At 53.5% G+C, this 24,512-nt stretch carries 21 protein-coding genes; 8 read left to right on the top strand and 13 right to left on the bottom strand.

Features of this window, described 5'->3' with window-relative positions:
* The first annotated feature begins 124 nt into the window (after positions 1–124).
* Positions 125–1,345 (top strand): phosphoadenosine phosphosulfate reductase, encoded by a 1,221-nt coding sequence (locus QUE74_RS03725; protein WP_000029789.1) that lies wholly within the window; start codon positions 125–127, stop codon positions 1,343–1,345.
* The gene (locus QUE74_RS03720) at positions 1,318–1,947 is read left to right on the top strand and encodes an IbrB-like domain-containing protein (protein WP_000528558.1); all 630 of its coding nucleotides are present in this window, start codon (positions 1,318–1,320) and stop codon (positions 1,945–1,947) included. The genes QUE74_RS03725 and QUE74_RS03720 overlap by 28 nt, the downstream gene beginning before the upstream one ends.
* On the opposite strand, the gene ybdL is transcribed toward QUE74_RS03720, so the two are convergent.
* Positions 1,948–3,108, bottom strand: a complete 1,161-nt coding sequence (gene ybdL, locus QUE74_RS03715) for a methionine-oxo-acid transaminase (RefSeq protein WP_000183933.1) — start codon at positions 3,106–3,108, stop codon at positions 1,948–1,950.
* Between the two features lie 108 nt (positions 3,109–3,216).
* On the opposite strand from ybdL, the gene hcxA reads away from it, so the two are divergent.
* Positions 3,217–4,305, top strand: coding sequence for a hydroxycarboxylate dehydrogenase HcxA (gene hcxA, locus QUE74_RS03710; RefSeq protein WP_001120478.1), 1,089 nt, complete (start codon positions 3,217–3,219; stop codon positions 4,303–4,305).
* A 9-nt stretch (positions 4,306–4,314) separates the two neighbouring features.
* Here the strand turns inward: hcxA and QUE74_RS03705 are convergent, their stop codons facing one another.
* Both QUE74_RS03705 and cstA read right to left on the bottom strand, forming a co-directional pair.
* Positions 4,315–4,512: a YbdD/YjiX family protein gene (locus QUE74_RS03705; RefSeq protein ID WP_000460431.1), complete on the bottom strand. Its 198-nt coding sequence runs from the start codon at positions 4,510–4,512 to the stop codon at positions 4,315–4,317.
* Positions 4,513–4,653: 141 nt separating this feature from the next.
* Positions 4,654–6,759: a pyruvate/proton symporter CstA gene (gene cstA, locus QUE74_RS03700; protein WP_001043157.1), complete on the bottom strand. Its 2,106-nt coding sequence runs from the start codon at positions 6,757–6,759 to the stop codon at positions 4,654–4,656.
* A 311-nt stretch (positions 6,760–7,070) separates the two neighbouring features.
* Between cstA and QUE74_RS03695 the strand changes: the two genes are divergently transcribed.
* Entirely contained in the window at positions 7,071–7,493 is a 423-nt protein-coding gene (locus QUE74_RS03695) for a DUF7832 domain-containing protein (RefSeq protein WP_000119449.1), read from the top strand.
* 110 nt (positions 7,494–7,603) lie between these two features.
* Here QUE74_RS03695 and entH read toward each other — a convergent pair whose 3' ends face one another.
* The 5 genes from entH to entC are packed head-to-tail and all read right to left on the bottom strand — an operon-like array spanning position 7,604 to position 12,432.
* Positions 7,604–8,017, bottom strand: coding sequence for a proofreading thioesterase EntH (gene entH, locus QUE74_RS03690; protein WP_000637952.1), 414 nt, complete (start codon positions 8,015–8,017; stop codon positions 7,604–7,606).
* A 2-nt stretch (positions 8,018–8,019) separates the two neighbouring features.
* Positions 8,020–8,766 carry a 2,3-dihydro-2,3-dihydroxybenzoate dehydrogenase EntA gene (gene entA, locus QUE74_RS03685; RefSeq protein WP_000347644.1) on the bottom strand — a complete coding sequence of 249 codons (747 nt, stop codon included), beginning with the start codon at positions 8,764–8,766 and terminating at the stop codon, positions 8,020–8,022.
* Complete coding sequence (entB, locus tag QUE74_RS03680; protein WP_001007114.1) at positions 8,766–9,623, bottom strand: enterobactin biosynthesis bifunctional isochorismatase/aryl carrier protein EntB; 858 nt, start codon at positions 9,621–9,623, stop codon at positions 8,766–8,768. The genes entA and entB overlap by 1 nt, the downstream gene beginning before the upstream one ends.
* A gap of 13 nt (positions 9,624–9,636) precedes the next feature.
* Positions 9,637–11,247, bottom strand: a complete 1,611-nt coding sequence (gene entE, locus QUE74_RS03675; RefSeq protein WP_000027978.1) for a (2,3-dihydroxybenzoyl)adenylate synthase EntE — start codon at positions 11,245–11,247, stop codon at positions 9,637–9,639.
* 9 nt (positions 11,248–11,256) lie between these two features.
* Positions 11,257–12,432 (bottom strand): isochorismate synthase EntC, encoded by a 1,176-nt coding sequence (gene entC / locus QUE74_RS03670; RefSeq protein ID WP_001354841.1) that lies wholly within the window; start codon positions 12,430–12,432, stop codon positions 11,257–11,259.
* Positions 12,433–12,620: 188 nt separating this feature from the next.
* On the opposite strand from entC, the gene fepB reads away from it, so the two are divergent.
* Positions 12,621–13,577, top strand: coding sequence for a Fe2+-enterobactin ABC transporter substrate-binding protein (gene fepB, locus QUE74_RS03665; protein ID WP_001234297.1), 957 nt, complete (start codon positions 12,621–12,623; stop codon positions 13,575–13,577).
* Between the two features lie 3 nt (positions 13,578–13,580).
* On the opposite strand, the gene entS is transcribed toward fepB, so the two are convergent.
* The gene (gene entS, locus QUE74_RS03660) at positions 13,581–14,831 is read right to left on the bottom strand and encodes an enterobactin transporter EntS (RefSeq protein WP_001041789.1); all 1,251 of its coding nucleotides are present in this window, start codon (positions 14,829–14,831) and stop codon (positions 13,581–13,583) included.
* A 110-nt stretch (positions 14,832–14,941) separates the two neighbouring features.
* On the opposite strand from entS, the gene fepD reads away from it, so the two are divergent.
* From fepD to fepC, 3 genes are read left to right on the top strand one after another with little or no spacing between them, the layout of a single operon-like run.
* Complete coding sequence (fepD, locus tag QUE74_RS03655; RefSeq protein WP_001354840.1) at positions 14,942–15,946, top strand: Fe(3+)-siderophore ABC transporter permease; 1,005 nt, start codon at positions 14,942–14,944, stop codon at positions 15,944–15,946.
* Positions 15,943–16,935, top strand: coding sequence for an iron-enterobactin ABC transporter permease (fepG, locus tag QUE74_RS03650; RefSeq protein WP_000640941.1), 993 nt, complete (start codon positions 15,943–15,945; stop codon positions 16,933–16,935). The genes fepD and fepG overlap by 4 nt, the downstream gene beginning before the upstream one ends.
* Positions 16,932–17,747, top strand: a complete 816-nt coding sequence (gene fepC, locus QUE74_RS03645) for an iron-enterobactin ABC transporter ATP-binding protein (protein ID WP_000140650.1) — start codon at positions 16,932–16,934, stop codon at positions 17,745–17,747. Before fepG ends, fepC begins: the two co-directional genes overlap by 4 nt.
* Here fepC and wzz(fepE) read toward each other — a convergent pair.
* The 4 genes from wzz(fepE) to fes form a co-directional block, all read right to left on the bottom strand.
* Complete coding sequence (gene wzz(fepE), locus QUE74_RS03640; RefSeq protein ID WP_000096728.1) at positions 17,744–18,877, bottom strand: LPS O-antigen length regulator Wzz(fepE); 1,134 nt, start codon at positions 18,875–18,877, stop codon at positions 17,744–17,746. The two genes, fepC and wzz(fepE), sit on opposite strands and share 4 nt — an antisense overlap.
* 214 nt (positions 18,878–19,091) lie before the next feature.
* Positions 19,092–22,973 (bottom strand): enterobactin non-ribosomal peptide synthetase EntF, encoded by a 3,882-nt coding sequence (gene entF, locus QUE74_RS03635; protein WP_000077685.1) that lies wholly within the window; start codon positions 22,971–22,973, stop codon positions 19,092–19,094.
* Positions 22,970–23,188: an MbtH family protein gene (locus tag QUE74_RS03630; protein ID WP_000885808.1), complete on the bottom strand. Its 219-nt coding sequence runs from the start codon at positions 23,186–23,188 to the stop codon at positions 22,970–22,972. Before QUE74_RS03630 ends, entF begins: the two co-directional genes overlap by 4 nt.
* Positions 23,189–23,190: 2 nt before the next feature.
* Positions 23,191–24,393, bottom strand: a complete 1,203-nt coding sequence (fes, locus tag QUE74_RS03625; RefSeq protein ID WP_000125794.1) for an enterochelin esterase — start codon at positions 24,391–24,393, stop codon at positions 23,191–23,193.
* Positions 24,394–24,512 lie beyond the last annotated feature (119 nt).

The following is a 24,512-nucleotide window of genomic DNA, read 5'->3' as shown; positions in this document are numbered from 1 at the left end:
ATATTACGCATCAATTGATTCATTGTGTGAATATAAAATAATGTGCTCTATCTTGCTTCGTTTACCCTATAATTAGCGGATTCATCTCACAAGTCACCCAGTAACGTTCAGAGAGCGTTTTCAGATGTCTATTTATAAAATCCCTCTTCCGCTGAATATTTTAGAAGCTGCACAGGAACGTATTACCTGGACACTTAACACCTTGCCCCGTGTTTGCGTTTCTTTTTCGGGGGGTAAAGATTCCGGATTAATGCTGCATCTTACCGCCGAACTTGCCAGAAAATTGGGAAAAAAAATCTGCGTTTTGTTTATCGACTGGGAAGCACAGTTCTCTTGTACCATCGACTATGTACAGTCGTTACGCGAGTTGTATACCGACGTTATTGAAGAGTTTTACTGGGTAGCACTCCCACTCAAGACGCAAAATTCCCTTTCACAATACCAACCAGAATGGCAGTGCTGGGAATCTGATGTCGAATGGGTGCGTCAGCCCCCGCAAGAAGCGATAACCGATCCTGACTTTTTCTCCTTTTACCAGCCAGGCATGACCTTCGAACAATTTGTACGTGAGTTTGCCGAATGGTTTTCACAAAAACGTCCGGCGGCGATGATGATCGGCATCCGTGCGGATGAGTCCTACAACCGTTTTGTCGCCATCGCCAGTTTAAATAAACAACGTTTTGCCGATGATAAGCCCTGGACCACAGCCGCACCAGGCGGTCACTGCTGGTACATTTACCCCATCTACGACTGGAAAGTAGCTGATATCTGGACCTGGTATGCTAATCATAAATCCCTATGTAACCCATTGTATAATATCATGTATCAGGCAGGCGTTCCCCTGCGTCATATGCGAATTTGCGAACCTTTTGGCCCGGAGCAACGGCAAGGATTATGGCTCTATCACGTTATCGAACCGGATCGCTGGGCTGCTATGTGCGCACGAGTTAGCGGGGTAAAAAGTGGCGGCATTTACGCCGGACATGACAATCATTTTTATGGTCATCGGAAAATCCTCAAACCAGAGCATTTAGACTGGCAAGAGTATGCATTATTGCTGCTTGATAGCATGCCGGAGAAAACGGCTGAGCATTACCGCAACAAAATTGCCATTTACTTGCATTGGTATCAGAAAAAAGGTATCGAGGTGCCACAGACCCAGGACGGGGACATTGGCGCGAAAGATATCCCCTCCTGGCGGCGAATTTGCAAGGTGTTACTGAATAACGATTACTGGTGTCGGGCATTATCATTTAGCCCAACCAAAGCGAAGAATTATCAGCGTTATAACGAACGGATAAAAGTAAAACGTCAGGAGTGGGGAATACTATGCAACAACAATTAACGCAGGATTTAACCCAATTTCTCGCCAGCTTGCCGGAAGACGATCGCATCAAAGCGATTAACGAAATCCGCCTGGCGATCCATCAGGTTAGCCCCTTTCGTGAAGAGCCAGTAGATTGTGTTCTGTGGGTTAAAAACAGCCAACTTATGCCAAATGATTACAACCCAAACAATGTGGCACCGCCCGAGAAAAAACTGTTACAAAAATCCATTGAGATAGATGGTTTTACCCAACCTATTGTGGTCACGCACACAGATAAAAATGCTCTGGAAATCGTGGATGGCTTTCACCGTCATGAAATTGGTAAAGGCTCTAACACGTTAAAAATGCGATTAAAAGGATATTTACCGGTCACCTGTCTGGAAGGAACACGTAACGAACGCATCGCCGCGACTATTCGTCATAACCGCGCTCGTGGACGCCACCAAATCACAGCCATGTCAGAAATCGTTCGTGAACTCAGCCAGTTAGGATGGGACGACAATAAAATCGGCAAAGAGCTGGGTATGGACAGCGACGAAGTGTTGCGCCTGAAACAAATTAACGGCCTGCAAGAGTTATTTGCTGACCGTCAATATTCCCGCGCCTGGACAGTAAAATAATTACAGCTGGCGCAGGCGTTCAGCTGCCGCCAGCAACGTCGATTCCTTCTTGGCAAAACAGAGACGAATGAGCTTATGGGGGAAGGGATCGGCGCAAAATACCGACAGCGGGATCGCCGCCACGCCATGCTCCCGCGTCAGCCTCTGGCAAAACTCAACGTCATCCAGCGAAGAAACCGCGCTGTAATCCACCAGCAAAAAGTAAGTGCCTTCGCACGGTAAAATCTCCAGCCGACTCTCACTTAAGGCATTCACCAGAATATCGCGCTTCTGGCGATAAAAGTCCGGTAACGCAAGGTAGTGTTCAGGTTCTGCTCGCAGCATATCGGCAAGGGCCAGCTGCGCCGGGGTATTCACCGAAAAAGTCAGATACTGATGCACTTTGCGGATCTCGGCGCTGATGGGCGCAGGCGCAACGCAATAGCCCACTTTCCAGCCGGTCATATGATAGGTCTTGCCAAACGATGACACCGCCACCGCCCGCTCACGCAGTTGCGGATGCGCCAGCACACTGGCATGGTCCTGCTGTGAAAAGTTGATATGCTCGTAAACTTCATCGCTAATGACAAAAATCTCGTGCCCGGCAATTGCCTGCCACAAAGCGGAAAAATCAGTCTGCTGCCAGACAGTAGCACTGGGGTTATGCGGGGTGTTAAGGATCACCAGTCGGGTGCGCTCGCTTAACAATGCGGCAAATTCCTGCCAGTCCACGCGAAAATGCGGTGGTTGCAGTGCAATACGTTTCACTATTCCACCCGCAAGCGTGATGGCGGGGGCGTAACTGTCATAGCTGGGATCAAAGCAAATCACTTCATCGCCATTGCGCACCAATGCAGTAATCGCTGCGTACAGCGCTTCCGTCGCCCCTGCTGTTACGGTGATATCGCTGTCGGCATCTGGTTGATAGCCATACAGCCGTTCCGTTTTCTGAGCAATCGCCTCGCGCAAGGCCTGCACGCCAGTCATAGGCGCGTATTGGTTTGCTCCCTGGGCAACGTGGTACGCCAGCCGTTCCTGCAAATAGCGCGGACCATCAAAATCAGGAAAGCCTTGTGACAGGTTAATCGCCTGGTGTTGCTGCGCCAGTGCGCTCATCTGGGTGAAAATAGTGGTGCCAAGTTGTGGAAGTTTGCTTTGTGGAATCAGAGGGTTATTTGTCATTTTTATTGTGCCTGACAAAGTTGCGTGTTGAAGCCACTATAACACGATGCTAGTATTTGGCAATCAAGACGTTTAGATGTCTAAATAAAACAATAAGGACAACACAACATGCCTCACAATCCTATCCGCGTCGTCGTTGGCCCTGCTAACTACTTTTCTCATCCCGGCAGTCTCAATCACCTGCATGATTTTTTCACTGATGAACAACTTTCTCGCGCAGTGTGGATCTACGGTGAACGTGCACTTGCCGCGGCGCAAACCAAACTTCCATCGGCGTTTGAACTGCCAAGAGCAAAGCATATTTTGTTTCGCGGTCATTGCAGTGAAAGCAATGTGCAACAACTGGCGGCTGAGTCCGGTGACGATCGCAGCATGGTGATTGGCGTCGGTGGCGGCGCACTGCTCGACACCGCGAAAGCCCTCGCCCGCCGTCTCGGTCTGCCGTTTGTTGCCGTTCCAACGATTGCCGCTACCTGCGCTGCCTGGACACCACTCTCTGTCTGGTACAACGATGCCGGACAGGCGCTACATTATGAGATTTTTGACGACGCCAATTTTATGGTGCTGGTGGAACCGGAGATTATCCTCAATGCGCCGCAAGAATATCTGCTGGCGGGAATCGGTGACACGCTGGCGAAATGGTATGAAGCGGTGGTGCTGGCCCCACAACCAGAAACGTTGCCACTAACCGTGCGGCTGGGAATCAATAATGCGCAGGTCATTCGCGACGTCTTGTTAAACAGTAGCGAACAGGCGCTTGCCGATCAGCAAAATCAGCAGTTAACGCAATCATTTTGCGATGTGGTCGATGCGATTATCGCCGGAGGCGGAATGGTCGGTGGTCTGGGCGATCGTTTTACGCGTGTGGCGGCGGCCCATGCCGTGCATAACGGTCTGACTGTACTGCCACAAACCGAGAAGTTTCTCCACGGCACCAAAGTCGCCTACGGAATTCTGGTGCAAAGCGCCTTGCTGGGTCAGGATGATGTGCTGGCGCAATTAACCGGGGCGTATCAGCGTTTTCATCTGCCGACTACGCTGGCGGAGCTGGAAGTGGATATCAATAATCAGGTGGAGATTGACAAAATGATTGCCCACACCCTACGTCCGGTGGAATCCATTCATTATCTGCCAGTCACGCTGACACCAGATACTTTGCGTGCTGCGTTCGAAAAAGTGGAATCGTTTAAAGCCTGACGTACAAATTTAGCAGCAGCGCGCGCCGCCTTTTCCACCGTAGCGCGCGTCCTGCCGCTCACGGAAAAACTCCTCGTAGGTCATCGGCGTTTGATCGGGATGGTTAACCCGCATATGTTCGACATAGTTGTCGTAATCAGGCATACCAATCATCAGCTTCGCCGCCTGACCTAAATATTTTCCGGCTTTTGCCAGTGAATCAAACATCAATACCTCCGGTAATCAGGTTGCTGAGAGAGTGCATTAATAGCTATCAACGCGCTCGGTCAGTCCCCTCGCCCCACCAGGGAGAGGGTTAGGGTGAGGGGGAACCCCAGGCACTACGCCAACATCCCCCTCACTCTGACTTTAGTGCGCGCCTTTCGCCTGCGCCACGATCTCCTCGACATTTTCCGGCATTGGCTCATACGGCGTTTCTTTCGCCGTTGGCTTCGGCTCTTTCAATGCCGCCAGTGCCGTCTTAATCGAGAACAGTGCCAGAACCACCACAACCACCATAAAGAAGATGGTTAATCCGGCATCCAGACGGTTGTTGAACACCAGTTGCGCCAGTTGTGACTCAGTATACTGCGACGGAATATTGCCGCTGTCGATCATTGCCTGGAACTTGTTAGCAATCGCCAGGAAACCGACTTTCGCATCCGGGCTAAACGCTTTCTGCCAGCCTGCGGTCAGGGTACAAATCAGCAGCCAGGCCGTTGGTACCAGCGCCACCCAGGCGTAACGTTGACGTTTCATCTTGAACAACACCACGGCACAGAGCATCAGCGCCATCCCTGCCAGCATCTGGTTGGCAATACCAAACAGCGGCCACAGAGTGTTAATACCGCCCAGCGGATCGACCACGCCCTGATGCAGAAAGTAACCCCAAGCCAGCACGCACAGCGCCGTTGCCAGCAGGTTAGCAGGCAGTGAATCGGTCCGTTTCAGGCCCGGAGAAACCACGCCCAGCAGATCCTGCAACATAAAGCGCGCAGCACGCGTACCCGCATCCACCGCCGTCAGAATAAACAGTGCTTCAAACAGAATGGCGAAGTGATACCAGAACGCCACATCCATCATGCCACCCAGCGCGCCGTGCAGAATGTAGGCCATCCCCACCGCCAGGGTCGGCGCACCGCCCGCACGGGAAATGATCGACTGTTCACCCACTTCGCTGGCAATCTGATTTAACGTATCTGGCGTAATGCTAAAGCCCCAGCTACTCACTACCTGCGCAGCAGATGCCACTACATCCGCCGTCCCCGCCGGAGCCAGCACCGCCATCGGACTGTTCATCGCGAAGTACACGCCCGGATCGATGATACAGGCAGAAACCAGTGCCATAATCGCCACGAAGGATTCCATCAACATCCCACCGTAGCCGATAAAGCACGCCTGACCTTCGTTCGCCAGCATCTTCGGTGTGGTGCCGGAAGAGATCAGCGCATGGAAGCCAGACACCGCGCCACAGGCGATAGTAATAAACAGGAACGGGAACAGATTACCGGTCCATACCGGGCCAGTGCCATCTACAAACTTGGTCAGCGCAGGCATGGTCAGCGTCGGACGCATAATCAAAATGCCTACCGCCAGACCGACGATAGTCCCGATTTTCAGGAAGGTAGAGAGGTAGTCACGCGGAGCCAGCAGCAACCACACCGGCAGAACCGCCGCCACAAAACCGTAACCCACCAGCATCCAGGTCAGCTGCACGCCGGTAAAGTCAAAGTACGGTGCCCAAGTCGGGCTTTCTGCCACCCAGCCGCCAGAGATAATGGCGAAAATAAGGAATACCAGGCCAATCACCGACACTTCCCCAATGCGGCCTGGACGCAGATAGCGCAGGTAAATCCCCATGAACAGCGCCAGCGGAATGGTGAACGCAACGGTATACGTTCCCCACGGGCTATGAGTCAGGGCTTTCACCACGATCATCGCCAGTACTGCAAGGATAATGACCATGATCATAAAGCAGGCCACCAGCGCAATCACCCCGGCGGTTGGCCCCATCTCTTCTTTAACCAGCTCGCCCAGCGAGCGACCGTCACGGCGCGTGGAAACAAACAGCACCATGAAATCCTGCACCGCACCGGCGAGAACCACCCCGGCAAGTAGCCAGATCATCCCCGGTAGGTAGCCCATTTGCGCCGCCAGTACCGGCCCCACCAACGGGCCTGCTCCGGCAATGGCCGCAAAATGGTGACCGAACAGCACTTTCTTGTCCGTCGGCACATAGTCCAGCCCGTCGTTATGGCGCACCGCTGGCGTCATACGCGTCGGGTCAACCGCCAATACATTTTTGGCAATATAAAGACCATAAAAACGGTAAGCGATCAGATAGATACAGACCGACGCCACCACAATCCACAGCGCGTTGATCTGTTCCCCACGATTTAAAGCAATGTATCCCAGAGCAAATGCTCCCATTACAGAGAGCACTGTCCAGACGAGGTATTTCCCTGATTTGTTCATAGTTGTTATCCGTGTGCGTGTCCATAGAGATGTTACATTTTGTTTCTATATCAGCAGATTTTATTTAACAACCAAGAAACCAATGCGCACAACAAAAACACCTCATATTTACATCACATTGTTAACGAGATCACTTTAGTCGCGAAAAGACGTGTACAATTACGGACAATTGAGAGGGTTGACTCACCAGAGTAGTAACACTACTTATATGCGAAAATGCATAGCCGAAATCTATAGTATTCCGCGTCAATGTTATGCAACGCAACTATACGATAGCATGGCTATTTCGTTATATGATAAGGAGTCCTCCCATGAGCTATGACAAAGCGAAATACCATTTTGACTCGGTTATAGAAGAAGGTTTACCGCTCAGCCAGGCATACATCCATACTGGTTTTTATTTAGGTTGGTTGATTGATAATAACTTGTTGGACGAGGAGTTTAAGGAAGATCTCGCTGAATCTCTTGCCCTCTTTACGCGCAGAGAAATAACAGCCCCTCAGCTTTTTGAAGAATTCGATGGTACTTTGACCGATGAAGAACTTTCGACCCAAGGAAACGCCTTTACTAAACATTATTTTGATTTTGATACAGGCGATTATCTCGAAGACTACTGCACCCATCTTGTCAAAGATCTTCCCAGCGAATTCCATGTAAAAGACACATGGGAAAACTATAAAATCGCAGCGAGTTTCATATCCAGACGCTATCAGGAATGGCTACAGAACCAATAGTCTCACCCTCTGCACATATTTTTCCGGGTAGCGCTTTCACTTACCAGGCCAACAAATTCTCGCGAATCGTAGGCCTGATAAGCGAAGCGCATCAGGCATATTAATCCAATTTAGCCGATCACCGCCGTACCCAGCCGACAAGTACAGCAACGCCGCCCCTGTTCATCGAAAACAACGATTTCCCAGCTCTGATTTTGCCGCCCAAGATGCAGCGGCTGGCAGACGCCGCGTACCTTTCCCTCAGACACTGGGCGATGATGGGTGGCGTTAAGCTCCGTGCCCACCACGCACTGTCCGTCGCGAGTCATCATAAATCCGGCCATCGATCCCAGGGTTTCCGCCAGCGCCGCCGACGCGCCGCCATGTAGTAAACCGAACGGTTGATGAGTACGGGTATCAACCGGCATTTCGGCTTCCAGCACATCATCGCCCAGACGGGTATAAACAATTCCCAGATGCGCCACCATTGTGTTATCGCTGGTGGCGTTCAGTTCGTCGAGCGTTAAATGGCGTTTCCAGATCATGCTTATGCCCCCAGCGTCGAGCCGCCATCTACCACAATATCCTGTAGGGTGATATGGCTGGCGAGGTCAGAGGCGAGGAACAAAATCGTGTTGGCGATCTCTTGTGGACGGGCGATTTTCCCCAGCGGAATGCCGAGTTTAAACTGCTCGCCAAAGCCGCGAATACGCTGCTCTTCGGCGTCATCACTCACCCACAGCGTGCGTTGCATATCGGTGTCGGTGGACCCCGGGGAAACCACATTACAGCGTACACCACTACCCGCCAGTTCCAGCCCGACGCTCAACGCCAGGCTTTTCAGCGCCGCTTTCGACGCACCGTAAGCACTCATACCAATACGCGGTGTGTGTGCGGCGTCGGACGCCACAGTAACAATCGCCCCGCCCCGCTGACGACGAAACTGGTTCATGGTCTGCTGGAACAGGTTAAACGCACCGCCGACGTTAACCGCAAAAGTCTGCTGCCAGTCCTCCTTGCTGAGCTGATCGGTCGCGCCCATGCGCAAAATTCCCGCCGCATTGACCAGCACGTCCAGTCGCTCCGTTTGCGCTAACAGTCGCTGACACACTTGCGCCACCTGCGCAGCGTCGGCTACATCCATTACTTCGGTCGCAAAGGGATATTGCTCCAGAGTGAACGCTTGATCAAAACCTGTAACTTTCGCTCCGGCCTCAACAAATGCCAGCGCCGTGGCGTAGCCAATACCTTTCCCCGCACCGGTTACCCAGACATTTTTGCCGCTGAAATCCATCATTTCACCTCGCGGGAGAGTAGCTTCCACCAGGCATCGATGGTCGGATTTTTCGCCAGCATGACAAAATCGATATCGCCATGCACTTTGCGCCAGCGCGCCGCCAGCGCCATCATGCGCACCGAATCCAGACCGTAATCAATTAGGTTGTCGTCATCGAACGGCTCATCGGACTCGTCCAGCAACGGCAGGATCACCTCTCGCAGCGCCGCTTTGGTTGAAGGGATCGGTGCAGGCAATAGTTCTTCGGTCATCACCACCCGGCCAGAACGCCCGGCTACATATTTCAGCGACATCAAATGCTCGTCACGACTGAAATCGGCCAGCGCATCCGCCACCATAAACGGTTTAATATCGCGCATAAATGCGTCGGTTGCGGTGGTCATACAGCCAATGTGGGCGTACACCCCGGTAATAATCAGCTGGTTACGTCCACTCTCTTTGAGCATTTGTTCCAGCGGAGAACGATGAAACGCGCTGTAGCGCCACTTCACCAGCACCGTGTCGTCGGCATCTGGCGTCAGGCGATCCACCACCTTTTGCTGTTCCGGTGAACGGGTCAGGCCCGGCCCCCACATATCATTCAACAGCGCCCGATCTTCATCGCTCTGCTCTTTCGGCTGGGCGGTGTAATAAACCGGAATATTGTGCTGTTTGCAGTAGTCGCGTAGTGCCGCAATATTCGCGATCACCTGCTCCATCATCGGGCAGTTCTCGCCCCAGAAGCTAACAAAATAGTCCTGCATATCATGGATTAACAACGCGGCACGTTGCGGCTCAAAGGCCCAGTTGACTTTATTGTGCGGAATATCGTGAGACTCCGGCAGTGCGTAAGCCTGTAATTTTGGAATAGCCATCGTGTTCTCTCCTTCAGGCTGATGCGCGTGACGCCAGCCACTGACGTAATTGTTTTTTATCGACTTTCCCGACCGCCGTCAGCGGAAGTGAATCTACACACTCCACGCGATCCGGTAATTTAAATTCGGCAATACCCTGTTCACGCAGGAAACGACGCACCTGCACCGCACGCAGTGGTTCTTTTACCACCAGATAAGCACAGCTTTTTTCGCCCATCAGCTCATCTTCCATACTCACCAGTGCGGCGTAGATCACCGCCGGATGGCGCAGTAACAGGTTTTCGATCTCTTCGGCAGCGATCTTCTCGCCGCCACGGTTGATCTGATCTTTCTCGCGCCCCTGCACGGTGATGTACCCCTCTGGATCAATAGAGATCAGATCGCCGGAACAGTAAAAACCGTTGGCATCAAAGGCGCTGGCATTGTGCTGTGGACTTTTGTAATAGCCGCGGAAGGTGTACGGCCCGCGCGTCATCAGGCGTCCAACCTCCCCTTGCGGCAGTGGATTTCCGTCAGCATCGGCAACCCACACTTCATCATCCGGACACATTGGATAGCCCTGGGTATGGATAATTTTTTCCGCGCTATCATCAAGACGGGTGTAGTTCACCAGCCCTTCCGCCATGCCGAATACCTGCTGTAACTGGCAGCCAATCTCTGCGGGAATACGCGCCGCAAGCGTGGCAGAAAGACGTGCGCCACCGACCTGTAACAGTTTCAGCGAGGCAAGCTGCGCCCGGCTTTCACCTTCGGTCAGCGCCTGTAACCACAGGCTGACTGCTGGTGGCACCAGCGCGGTGACGTTCACCTGATGTTTTGCAATCAATGGGAAGCAGAGCGTGGCGCTGGGGTCGGCAGCCAGAGCGACCGTGCCGCCAGCGAGAAAGACGCCCAGCGATCCTGGCGAACTCATGGCGTAGTTGTGGGCCGCAGGAATCGCGCACAGGTAGCGTGTCTGTTGCGTGAACTGACAAATCTCGACGCTACGACGTACGCTGTAGTAATAGTCATTGTGAGTGCGTGGGATCAGTTTCGGTGTGCCGGTGGTACCGCCGGAGAGCTGAAAATAGGCCACTTCATCGGCAGGTGACGGTGTGGCAGTAAAATCCTCTGCAGGATGGTTAATCGCATCCTGCAAGTTATGCTCACCGCTGTCGTTCAGCAGCTGCACCACGCGAATGGAAGAATGCTCTGCAACAAATGTGTTGAGGAAATCATCCCCGCTAAATAGCGCATGTTGGCGATCGGCAATCAGTAACGCCGGTTCAATCTGGCTGGCATAGGCGTTCAGTTCACTACGCTGATGGCTGAACAGCGCGAGCACCGGCGCAACGCCCAATTTTAGCAGTGCGAAAAAGGTAATATACAATTCAGCGACGTTACCCAGTTGTACCAGTGCGGTTTCACCGGGTTTAATGCCCTGACGACGCAAGCTACAGGCGAGATTATCCGCCGCCTGATTCAGTTTCCGGTAACTCAACTGACGCTCGCCGTCGATGACCGCGATGCTGTCGCTTGCGGCATGACGGGTCAGAATGTCGGTCAGCGGCAAATCCTGCCAGTAGCCTTTTTCCCGATAGCGACGGGCAAACTCTTCCGGCCAGCGGGTGAATGAAATGCTCATCCTCGCTCCTTAATGCAATCCAAAAACGTTCAACATGGTAGAAAGTTTGACGCCCGTTTCGCGCCATTCACCCAACGGTGAGGACGCAGGCACAATCCCCGCTCCGGCAAACAGACGCACCTGATTTTCCCGCAGCTTCGCGCAGCGGATGGTCACCACCCACTCGCCGTTACCTTCGCTGTCACACCAACCGACAATGCCGCCAAACAGTTCGCGGTCGAACGGTTCCAGCTCAGCAATCACCTGGGTCGCGGCCTGATGCGGGAAACCGCTCAGCGCGGGGGTCGGATGCAGCAGACAGGCCAGAGTCAATGCGTTTTCTTGCGAATTCGCTTTGCCTTCAAAGGGTGTTGCGAGATGCCACAGCGTCGGCGTGGTGATCAATTGTGGGGAGGATGGAACGTGTAACTCACTACTGCGTTCGCGCAGTACCTCTTTCATCGCCTGAGTGACAAGTTCATGTTCATGGCGATCTTTTTCTGACGCCAGCAGACGATTACCCGCTTCGCGATCAAGCACGTCATCCGGCTGACGACGCGCGGAACCGGCTAACGGAATCGAGCTAAAACGCTCGCCGTCTTTACGCAGCAGCAGTTCCGGGCTGGCTCCCAGCAGGACGCCACCATCAGCTAACGGCACATGGAAGTTGTAACTAACCGGGTTTTGCGCAATCAACCGTTCCAGCAATACGCCACTATCAATGGCGGCGTCAGTGGTGATATCAATCAACCGTGACAACACCACTTTGTCGACTTGCGGCGTGGCGGTCAGTGCGGCGGCGCGGGCAACCATCTGTTCAAACGTAGTTTGTTCCGGAATTGCCTGACGTTCCACCACGTTCAGCGACTGGCTGCGAGTAAAACGGCGGGCTGAAGTCTGTTTTTCCTGCCGGGAGAACAACTGCCAGGATTCGGGAATATACAGCGACGAAGGCTGACGTGGATCGAAGGGAATCGCCCCAACCATCACCGGATTTTTAATGCCCTGCGCTTTGGCATCGGCAAACAGCGCGGTGAGTTTTTGCTGGAAGGGACTGTCGGGCGAATCCCCGTTCACAGCCGGTTCATCAAAGCGGGCGAAACATCCTGACGTCGTAAAACTGCGGTACGGCGACATAAAGAAAAAGCGATTGGGCGCAAGTGTTGCCATGGTCTGCTGTACTTCCTCAGCCAGTGACGTATCCATATCATCCTCCACAAAATGATAAAGGCTTTAATAATGATTATCATTTATATTTTCGGTCGCTAACCTAAAAGCAAACGAGCACTATGTCAACTCTTGAGGTAACGCAATCTGCAAGTCGGGGTTGCATCTGCTTGTGGTTACAATGAAAATGAGAAGCATTAACTTCATTAATAACAGGAAGCTGATTTGTGAGACTCGCCCCGCTCTACCGCAACGCCCTTCTTTTAACCGGAATTTTGCTTTCAGGAATATCCGCAGTTCAGGCTGCCGACTGGCCGCGTCAGATTACTGACAGTCGTGGTACTCATACCCTGGAAAGCCAGCCGCAGCGTATTGTTTCCACCAGCGTCACCCTGACCGGCTCACTGCTGGCGATTGATGCACCAGTGATCGCCAGCGGCGCGACCACGCCGAATAACCGCGTAGCGGATGACCAGGGTTTTTTACGCCAGTGGAGCAAGGTAGCGAAAGAACGCAAACTGCAACGTCTCTATATCGGCGAACCGAACGCCGAAGCAGTAGCCGCACAAATGCCGGATCTGATTTTAATTAGCGCGACTGGCGGCGATTCAGCGCTGGCGCTATACGATCAGCTTTCCACTATCGCACCAACGTTAATCATCAATTACGACGATAAAAGCTGGCAGTCGCTGTTAACGCAACTTGGCGAAATTACCGGGCATGAGAAACAAGCGGCAGAGCGGATTGCGCAGTTTGATAAGCAACTGACGGCGGCGAAAGAGCAAATCAAATTACCGCCGCAGCCGATCACTGCCATTGTCTATACCGCCGCCGCGCACAGTGCCAATCTCTGGACAGCTGAATCAGCACAAGGACAGATGCTGGAACAACTCGGCTTTACGCTGGCCAGGTTGCCCGCAGGCTTAAACGCCAGCCAAAGCCAGGGCAAACGCCATGACATCATTCAGCTTGGTGGGGAAAATCTGGCGGCAGGGTTAAATGGCGAGTCGCTATTCCTGTTCGCCGGTGATCAGAAAGACGCCGATGCGATTTATGCCAATCCACTGCTCGCGCACCTGCCTGCAGTACAAAACAAGCAGGTTTATGCGCTGGGAACCGAGACGTTCCGACTGGATTACTACAGCGCCATGCAAGTGCTGGATCGGCTTAAGGCGCTGTTCTAAGCATTAACTGTCAGACGCTGTCACCTGCGGCGGCGTCTGGCGAAAACGACGCAACTCTACCAGTACCAGCAACAACAACACGCCGATAATCAACAAACCAAAACCACTCGCGCTTGCGGAGGCCACCGGCGTCATCATCGCGCCCAGACCGCCCAACAGCGCTGCGCCTATAGCATCGCCCGTCACGTTTTGTGCCGTCCACAAACCGTTAATCCGTCCTAACATCGCTTCCGGGGTTTGCGTTTGCAGCATTGTGTATTGCAGCAACGAACTAACCGCGCTCAACCAGCCGAACAGCGCCAGACAAACCACGCCTAAAATCCACATCGGCATCAGGCCAAACAAACCAATGGCGAGGAACGATCCCAGCGTGGAGAGCAGCATCAATAACCCTGGTCGCGCGCTATGTGCCAGCTTCCCGCTGGTTAACGCGCCAATAGCTGCACCGAGCGGGATCGCCGCATAGAGAAAACCAATCTGTGCCGCCGACATCTGCCAGTTGTCAGCCAGCGCCGGATACAGTACCCGTACCGCGCTCGCCATCGTCAATAAACCACCCAGCAGCGCAATCCCTCCCACCAGCGGGCTGGCAAGCAGAAAACGAAATCCTGCCAGTAATGATTTCAACGGATGCTCACGCGGTTGCGGTGGCGGAGGTAGCGCCGGAAGGCTTAACAACGGTAGCAAGGTAATAAACGTGCCCGCCGCCGCCAGCCCGTAGTTCCAGGCCACACCGCCAGTCGCCAGCAATAAACCGCCAATCATAGGCGAAATCACCGACCCCAGACGCACGGTCAACATGGTGATAGCCCCGGCCTGCATTAAGTTTTCACGCCCTACCAGTGCAGGTGTCGCCGCCAGTAGCGCCGTAACGCCAAGCGATGCGAAAAAACCATCCCATAATCCGAGTAAATAGATTGCCAGCAAAGACGGCTCCGGCAGTAACGCGTTCAGGCACAGACCAATGAAGCCAATGCCACAGGTGCCACGCGCCAGCAAAATCACTTTTTTGCGCTCATAGCGATCCGCCAGCACACCGCCGACCATCAAGCCGACAAACATCGCCCCGCCGGTCAGCGTCACCGAAAGCCCCACCTGCCAGGTAGAATGCGTCATCATCTGGATCTGCACCGGCACCGCGACGCCGAGCAAACCCAGAGAAACAATAGAGATAAAACGAGCGAGGAATACTGCGCGAAACGCCGGGTGCGTTTTCAACAGGCTGAGGTTAAGCAGCCAGGATTGTTTATTCATTACAATGCCTTGCCATCAAATATTTTAAATACCTATTCTTAGGCTGCACATGCTAACATATCCAAATAAGATCGATAACGATAATTAATTTCATTATCATGGAAGTTCGTATGTCTGGTTCTGTTGCCGTGACACGCGCCATTGCCGTGCCCGGATTGCTGTTATTACTGATTATCGCGACGGCATTAAGCCTGCTCATTGGAGCAAAATCACTCCCCGCTTCCGTAGTGCTGGAGGCCCTCTCCGGCACCTGCCAGAGCGCCGACTGCACCATCGTGCTCGACGCGCGACTGCCGCGTACCCTTGCCGGTTTACTGGCAGGCGGCGCGCTTGGCCTTGCCGGGGCGTTAATGCAAACCCTCACCCGAAACCCACTTGCCGACCCCGGCTTGCTTGGCGTGAACGCCGGAGCCAGCTTTGCCATTGTGCTGGGCGCGGTGCTGTTTGGTTACTCATCCGCGCAGGAACAACTGGCGATGGCCTTCGCCGGTGCGCTGGTGGCCTCGTTGATTGTTGCCTTTACTGGCAGCCAGGGCGGTGGGCAGTTAAGTCCGGTGCGTTTAACTCTGGCGGGCGTGGCGCTGGCGGCAGTGCTGGAAGGGCTGACCAGCGGAATCGCCCTGCTTAATCCCGACGTCTACGATCAACTGCGTTTCTGGCAAGCCGGTTCGCTGGATATTCGTAATTTACACACCTTAAAAGTGGTGCTGATCCCTGTGGTGATCGCCGGAGCAACTGCGCTATTACTGAGCCGCGCACTGAACAGTTTAAGCCTCGGCAGTGACACCGCGACGGCGCTGGGCAGTCGCGTAGCACGCACGCAGTTGATTGGCCTACTGGCGATTACCGTGCTTTGTGGTAGTGCGACGGCGGTAGTTGGCCCGATTGCTTTTATTGGCCTGATGATGCCGCACATGGCACGTTGGTTGGTTGGAGCCGATCATCGCTGGTCGCTGCCCGTCACGCTGCTCGCCACACCTGCCCTGCTGCTGTTTGCCGATATTATCGGGCGGGTGATTGTTCCCGGCGAACTGCGCGTTTCTGTAGTCAGTGCCTTTATTGGCGCACCAGTGCTGATCTTCCTTGTACGACGTAAAACGCGAGGTGGCGCATGATTTACGTCTCTCGTCGATTAATTATCACCTGTCTGCTGTTGCTAATAGCTTGTGTGATGGCAAGCGTGTGGGGATTACGCAGCGGTGCCGTCACGCTGGAAACCTCTCAGGTATTTGCCGCGCTGATGGGTGACGCACCGCGCAGTATGACAATGGTGGTCACCGAATGGCGTTTACCGCGGGTACTAATGGCGCTGTTGATTGGTGCGGCACTGGGCGTCAGCGGCGCGATTTTTCAGTCGTTGATGCGTAACCCACTCGGCAGCCCTGACGTAATGGGCTTTAACACCGGAGCGTGGAGCGGCGTGCTGGTGGCGATGGTGCTGTTTGGTCAGGACCTGACGGCTATCGCGCTGGCAGCAATGGCGGGCGGCATTATCACTTCGCTGCTGGTCTGGCTGCTTGCCTGGCGTAACGGTATCGACACCTTTCGGTTGATTATTATCGGCATCGGCGTTCGCGCCATGCTGGTGGCCTTTAATACCTGGCTGTTGCTGAAAGCGTCTTTAGAAACGGCGTTAACAGCGGGTTTGTGGAATGCAGGATCGCTCAATGGCCTGACGTGGGCAAAAACCTCGCCTTCCGCGCCCATCATCATATTGATGCTAATTGCCGCCGCCTTGCTGGTAAGGCGGATGCGCTTGCTGGAGATGGGCGATGACACCGCGTGTGCGTTAGGCGTCAGCGTCGAACGTTCGCGGCTATTAATGATGCTGGTGGCAGTAGTGCTTACCGCTGCGGCAACGGCGCTTGCCGGGCCGATTTCCTTTATTGCTTTAGTCGCGCCACACATTGCCCGCCGCATCAGCGGCACCGCTCGCTGGGGTCTAACCCAGGCAGCGCTGTGCGGTGCGCTGTTACTGCTGGCAGCCGATCTCTGTGCTCAACAACTGTTTATGCCGTATCAACTTCCGGTTGGCGTCGTTACCGTCAGCCTCGGCGGTATTTACCTTATCGTCTTGTTAATTCAGGAGTCTCGCAAAAAATGACCGAATCAGTAGCCCGTTTGCGCGGCGAACAGTTAACCCTCGGATATGGCAAATATACCGTTGCGGAAAATCTGACTGTAGAAATTCCTGATGGTCACTTCACAGCGATTATCGGGCCAAATGGCTGCGGTAAATCCACGTTACTGCGTACCTTAAGCCGCCTGATGACGCCTGCTCACGGGCATGTCTGGCTGGATGGCGAGCACATTCAACATTACGCCAGTAAAGAGGTCGCACGCCGGATTGGTTTACTGGCGCAAAACGCCACCACGCCGGGAGATATCACCGTGCAGGAGTTAGTAGCGCGCGGGCGTTACCCGCATCAACCGCTGTTTACCCGCTGGCGTAAAGAAGATGAAGAAGCGGTAACGAAAGCGATGCAGGCCACAGGAATAACTCATCTGGCAAATCAAAGCGTTGATACCCTCTCCGGTGGGCAACGTCAGCGAGCGTGGATCGCGATGGTGCTGGCCCAGGAAACGGCAATTATGCTACTCGACGAACCCACCACCTGGCTGGATATCAGTCATCAGATTGATTTGCTGGAATTGTTAAGCGAACTGAACCGCGAGAAAGGCTATACCCTGGCGGCGGTACTGCACGATCTTAATCAGGCCTGTCGGTACGCTAGCCATTTGATTGCATTACGTGAAGGGAAAATTGTCGCTCAAGGAGCACCAAAAGAGATAGTCACTGCTGAACTGATTGAGCGTATTTATGGTTTGCGTTGCATGATCATTGACGATCCGGTAGCCGGAACTCCGCTTGTGGTGCCGCTCGGACGAGCGGCACCTTCAACCGCGAAGATTTAAACTAAGTGGTCTGCCATGATGGCATCCTGTTTTCTGGATGCCATGGCATGGCGCAACAGCACGCTACCACAAGCCACCATACCGCCGATCAACGCAGAAAGGATCACGATAATCGCCTTACCCGGACCGTCTTTTTTTACCGGTAATGACGGACGCAACTGATATTTAAACGGCGTAAAATTCACATCGTTGACATTTGTTTTTGTTAATTGCTCGACTAGATACTGACGATTACGTAATTCACCATTCAGCTCCGCAACGTCAGTGACCGCTTTTTCAATTTCCAGTTTACGTTCAATACCGTCTGCGCCGAGAGAAATAGAAAAGTCGGGGTCATCTTTAACTGCCTGACCATTGCTATAAACGGGCTTTTTAATTCCTGCCGCGTTGGCAATGTCGAGTGAATAATTGAGGCGCTGAATGTTTGCATCAAGTTGGTTTTTCGTTTTAATGCGATCCTGAGCCAGTTTTTCTTTTTCAAACTGGGTTTTGATTTCCAGTTTATTACGGACGTTTTCTAGCGACTCTTTCACCACCAACGCAGAGATATAATCGATATACCCGCTCAAAACGGTCTGCGCCTCTTCACTGGTTGGCGCGGTGAAACTTAGCGTCCAGGAGGCATACAGTGACGGTTCATCTTTTTTCTTACTGGCATTGTCATCAACCGCTTTCATTTTTTCGCTCAATGCGACGATAGCGCGATGCAAATCCAGTTCGTCGATTTTCGCCTCTTTTAATTGGTCCATCACATAAGGTGATGAGCGCAGGTACTCTTCCAGTAAGCTAACCGACTGAAACTTCTTGATAAACAGGTTAAATGCTTCTGTACGATCAATTTTGATATCCAGATCCAGCACACGAAGCTTAGTGAATGTTTTCTCAAGCGCCTGCCACTGAACAGGTTCTGGAGGCGTGACAACCGCCGCGCTGGTCCATTTTTGCGGCAGGATGAAAGAGATCAGTAAACCTGCGCAGGCAAACGCAAAAACGACCGCCATGACCGTTTTTTTGGCCCGCCATAAAACTTCAATTAGATTAAGTAAATCAATTTCATTATTACTGGGCGACGCCAGAGGATACTCGGGAAAATGAGCGTCACTTCCCTGTTTAATATTCAGTGATGACATGCGGTATAACCTGAAATGGGTCCAATAAGAGTAAATCTCCACGGCCCCCACTTTACCAGTTGGTGAGATTTATCCGAAGCTGAAGTTTGTAAATTCCTCTCACTGAATGCAACATTCACTCTATTTCAGAGAAATATCCGTTAAATTGATAAATTAAATAAATAATAAACCCATAATCATTTATTGTAATTATGGGTTTATAGATAATATAAATTTACTTATTTAGCGCCGCACGAATAATTGGCCCTATTTTTTCAAACGCCATCGGCGAGATAATATCCACATGTGCGCAATCCTGACGATAGATATCCAGCTCCGCAATCCATGGTGCCCAGGCCCGTTCGGGAGTCATCCCCTCCTGAAGCGTGCGTTCGGCAACAAACAGCGTCGCTTTTCCATCAAACGGAACACTATGGGCAGTGGTCAACAAGCGCACTGCATCAGCGTAGTTGCCTTCAATGGTGGTAAACAGCTCCGTTGAAGTATTTCCCTGCTGTGCCGCCAGGAAGGCCTCGCGCTCGCGGTTAATCTCCGCCAGCACTTCCGGGTCCAGACCATTAGCCTCTTTTTCCTGCCAGTTTTGCGTTTCTGGCGGCCAGGTATCCAGCAAGCCAAGAAATGCCACCTGTTCGCCACGGGCACGCAGCCGTGCCGCAATCCCCTGCGCCAGCGTACCGCCCAGCGAATACCCCAGCAGGTAATAAGGGCCGTGCGGTTGTTGTTCAAGTAACGTTGCCAGATGCGCTTCGCAGACTTCATCCAGGTTTGCCGCGGTCTGCATGGGGCCATGAGGGCGCGGAGACTGGATGCCAATAATCGACCATTGAGGATCGAGATAACGCGAGAGCACGCTAAACTGCCAGGCAAAACCAGATGCTGGATGGAAACAAAACAGCGTCGGGCCATTACCTTCACGCAACGGCAGGATGGTTTCAAATCCCATGCGCTGGGTGCTGTCTTCTTCACCATCAATAACCGTTGCCAGTTTGGCGACGGTTGACGCGACCATCACCTGCCCCGGCGTCACCTGACGGGCAAACTGTCGACTAAGTTGTGCTGCCAGTTTCATTGCCAGTAGCGAATGACCGCCAAGCGCGAAGAAATCAGCGTCAGCATCCTGCACGTCACAACCCAGCAACGACGAGAATGCCGCGGCGATAATCGTTTCACTGCCCACTTTCGGCGCACGCCCCGGCACTTGTGCCTTCAGTTCCGGCAACGGTAAGGCTTTGCGATCCAGCTTACCGTTGGCGCTAAGTGGTAACTGTGGCAGTTGCAGTAGAACCACGGGCACCATATGCGGAGGCAATTTTTCGCGAAGCTGCGCCTGCAATGCGCTGGTATCCAGCGGCAGGCCCGATTGCGATACAAAATAGCCCACCAGTTGACGCGCATCCCCCCCGGTGGCTGCCGCCTGATTAATCACACAAGCGTGGGTAACTGCTTGCTCGACATCCGGCAGCGCCTGCATCACACGATCGATTTCGCCCAGTTCAATCCGCTGACCACGAATTTTTAGCTGATCATCACTACGCCCGAGATACTCCACCGCGCCGTTATCCAGCCAGCGGGCAACATCTCCGGTACGGTACATCCGTTCACCTGGCGCGAAAGGATCGGCAATAAAGCGGCTGGCTGTCAGATCGGGTCGTCCAAGATACCCCTGCGCCAGTTGAATACCGGTCAGATAGAGATCGCCTGCCACACCCGGCGGCACCGGATGCATCATCGCATCGAGAATGCGCAGGCCCGTGTTCCACACCGGGTAGCCAATCGGCACACTGCTGCCGCGTACCGCTGCAAGTTCAGCACCAAAGGCTGGATACCAGCTCACATCCACCGCTGCTTCCGTCGGGCCATAAAGATTATGTAACGGCGCGCCGGTTAACTGCTGCCATTCGCGACATAAATCGGCTGGTAAGGCTTCTCCGCTACAGAAAACCTGTTTCAACGTCGCGCAACTCTGGCGAGCGGTTTCCGGCGTCAACGAAGCAACAAACGCCGCCAGCATCGACGGTACAAAATGCGTGGTCGTTACGCCATATTCAGCAAAGAATTGCTGCATAGCGAGCGGATCGCGGTGCGCTTCCGGTTCAGCCATCACCAGTTTCGCCCCGGCAATAAACGGCCAGAAAAACTCCCACACCGAGACATCAAAACTGCACGGCGTTTTTTGGGCAACAACATCTTCGCCTGTGAGCGGGTAGTGGTTTTGCATCCATAACAGGCGGTTAACGATAGCCGTCTGCCCGACCATCACCCCTTTCGGCCTGCCGGTGGAACCGGAGGTAAAGATGATATAAGCCGTGTGGTGCGGTTGCGAAAGTTGCAGCGGCGCACTGCCCTGCGGTGTAAGCGGGGCGTTATAGCAAAGACTGGTTAAATTGGGGATATCGCTAAAGCGCGGCAGTTGATCATCGGTGGTGATTAACAGTGACGGACGCGCATCTTCCAGCATCATTTTCAGGCGATCGTCCGGATAGCCCGTATCCAGCGGTAGCCAGGCCGCACCTGCTTCAACTATCGCATGTAGCGCCATAGTCAAAAAGACCGAGCGCGGTAGTGCCACCGCTACGCTGTCGCCAGGTTTAACGCCGCGCTCACGCAGCAGATTCGCCAGCGCCACCACCTGCTCGCGCATTTCCCGATAACTGAACTGGTAACGCACATCTGCCAGTGCCGGAGCATCCGGCGTTTTTGCCGCCTGTTCTGCCACCAGCGCGCTCAGTGTGGTTTCTGGAATCTCAACCTGAGTGGCGTTGATCTGCGCCAGCTGTGCATACTCTTCTGGCAGCATAATATCGACATCGCCGCACAACCGCGCCGGATCCGCGGCAAACTGCACCGTCAGCATTTTCAGCCGTTCAGCATGCTGGATTAGCGTTGGCTCATCGTAACGCTGTTTATTGGCGAGGATCTCAATACTCAAATCACCGTTTTCATCCGGGAAAAGGGCCAGTTCAAGGTCATTAACCGGACCGGTTGCCAGGGTATGGGTTTGCGCCTGTACCCCCGGAATATCTAACTGATAATCAAATACTTTAATATTGAGCACCGGACCGAACAGCGGTTCCTCTCCCGCCGCGCGCCCGCTGTCACGGACAATTTGTTCGGCATCGTAACGTTGATGACGACGCATTTTTTTCAGTTGTGCCGCTAGTCGGGCTGCCAGTTGCGGCAATGTTTCTTGTGCCTCAATGTGAATACCCAACGGCAACACGTTGAGCACGGGTCCGGTAGCCGTCAGCGCCGCTGAGCCCAGTCGACGCATAAAGATAAATCCGGCGGCGTAGTCCATGCGGTTGCACAATCGCCCCAGCCACAAAGCCGCCAGCGCAAGGGCTATATCGGTACGCTGCACACCTGAAAGTTGCGTAGCCAACTGGCGGAATTCCCCGCCGTTAAATTCCAGTTTCAGACGCAAAATATCTGCCGAGGCGCTGCGCCCCGGTAAAGGGGCTGGAGAAAGTGACGCGGGCGGTGGTAGTTGACGACGCTGTTCCGCCCAGAATGCCGCATCACGCTGCCAGGCTTCGCTTTCGCGGTACTGCTGGTACTCTTCCACTACCTCAGCGAAAGGCGTAAACGGCGAAGCCGGTGTTGGTTCGCCACACCCCCATGCACAGTAAATGTTGGCGATCTGGCGGGTAATGACCGGGAAACTGAAGCCATCGACCAGCAAATGGTGGTAACGCTGATACCAGTACCAGCGGTTATCTGCCACCTGTATCAGTTGATGAAAAACCAGAGGTTTACCGCTATCGACGCGCAGATCTTGTTGCAAATCCGCCTGCATTAATGCCTGCGCAGTACCGTGCGGATCAATGTTGGTTCGCAGGTCGATAATTTCTGGCAGTTCGAACGTCAGCGCATCATCGACCCATTGCCAGACTTCGCCGTTATCTTCCGTAAAACGCATCCGCAGCGTATCTGCTTGCGCTAATCCGGCAACCACCGCGCGAGCCAGTAATGGCGCATCAACATCTCCGGTTAACTCAACGTAATGCGCCACGCTCCAGGCGGAGGGTAAATCCGACAGTTTTTCTGCCATCCAGATGCCGGGCTGTGCGGCAACTAAAGGTAAATGCTGGCTCATTGCGCCTCCTGCTGCTGGATGAAATTCGCCGGTGTCAGAGTACGCCAGTGGGCGTCCAGCCACTGCTGGCAGGACGCCTGTGACTGCGGCTGACACACAACATCCCAGCCTGCCGGTAAGGCGCACTGTTGCGGCCACAGACTGAATTGCCCCTGCGCATTGCGTAAAATGTAAAACACGCCCTGCGGATCATCGAAGGGATTACTGAATGCCATATTCAACTCCTGTCATGGAAAAGTGGTTGCCAGAGGTCGATTAGCCCCTGCATCAAGCCACCGCGCCAACAAAGCGCATCATGTCCGCCGTCAACCTGACGCCAGAAAATGGATTCTTTTAGGGGGGCTAATTGCGCATACAGCGCCTGATTGGCCCGCATAATCATCGGCTCGCGAATACCTGCTTCCAGCACAATGCGCAGACCTTCGGCGCTAACTTCACCAGCTTTGAGCTGTTCAAGTAACACGCCCTCTTGCTGCCCGCCCCGATGCGGCCACCAGTACGATCCCGACTGGCTTAATACACAGCCAAAGCGTTCAGGCCAGCGCAGTCCGGCATACAGCGCGGAAAGTCCACCAAAACTCTGCCCTGCGACCACGGTGCGATCGGCGCAATCGCTAAAGGGGGCGATAGCTTTCACCTGGGGTAATAACTCTTGCTGTACTGCCAGCCAGAAATCCGCATTACACGGCAGTTCGTGGGCGCGGTGCGTGGTGTCGATAGCGTCGATCAACACGTACACGGCGGGAGGAAGTTGCTGACGATGGGTCAACGAAGTCAGCGCAGGCCAGACGGGCATACTCTGCGCCCAAAATTCGCCATCAAGTAAAACTGCCAGCGGGCGTTCTTCTGCTGTTGCATCGCCGGTGGTAAAAATCCATACACGGCGTGAATTTTTCAACCTTTCACTTTTCCAGATAATTTCTTTGGCAGGCGTTTCTGGCGCTTGCGGACAATCCCATCCCGGTTGCAGGGGCGCTTGCGGCATTTCGAGTGCAGAAACAGCGTGCCCTCGCCCGCCTTTCCAGCTTTGTGGATTCAGCGGATCGGCTATCGCCTGGGGTAATAGTTTTCGCCAGCCTTCGCGCAATTCGAGGCGATCAGGGGATGGTGCAGAAAAAATGTCATCACGTTCGGTAGGAATAAAACAGTAGCTGCCGCGCCAGTTGGCATTGAGTTGTGTCGTCCACTGCCAGACATCGGTCCCTGCAATTCGCTGCATCGACTGGGGCTGGCTGTTCTGATGGTGATCGGTCACGCCAGTGATATAGACCCATACGCGCTTTATCGTCGAGTGGTCTTCAGAGCCTTGTGGATCACGCCACCAGAAAGTGACCTGATACATTTCGTCATTCAGACGCTGACATTCCGGGCCATGTTTCGACTGCCACCAGCTCTCACTTCCTACTTTTAACGCTGTCACACCATAACCCCATGTTTAATGTGCATTTTTTCATTGATTGCAGAAATATATTGATAATATTATTGATAACTATTTGCATTTGCAATAGCGTAATGACGCGCCGTGGGAAGCGCGGACAT

Source organism: Escherichia sp. 10290, from assembly GCF_030295155.1.
GTDB lineage: Bacteria > Pseudomonadota > Gammaproteobacteria > Enterobacterales > Enterobacteriaceae > Escherichia > Escherichia coli_F.
The sequence above is the reverse complement of the archived record's forward strand: the minus strand, read 5'-3'. Positions and strand labels throughout refer to the sequence as shown.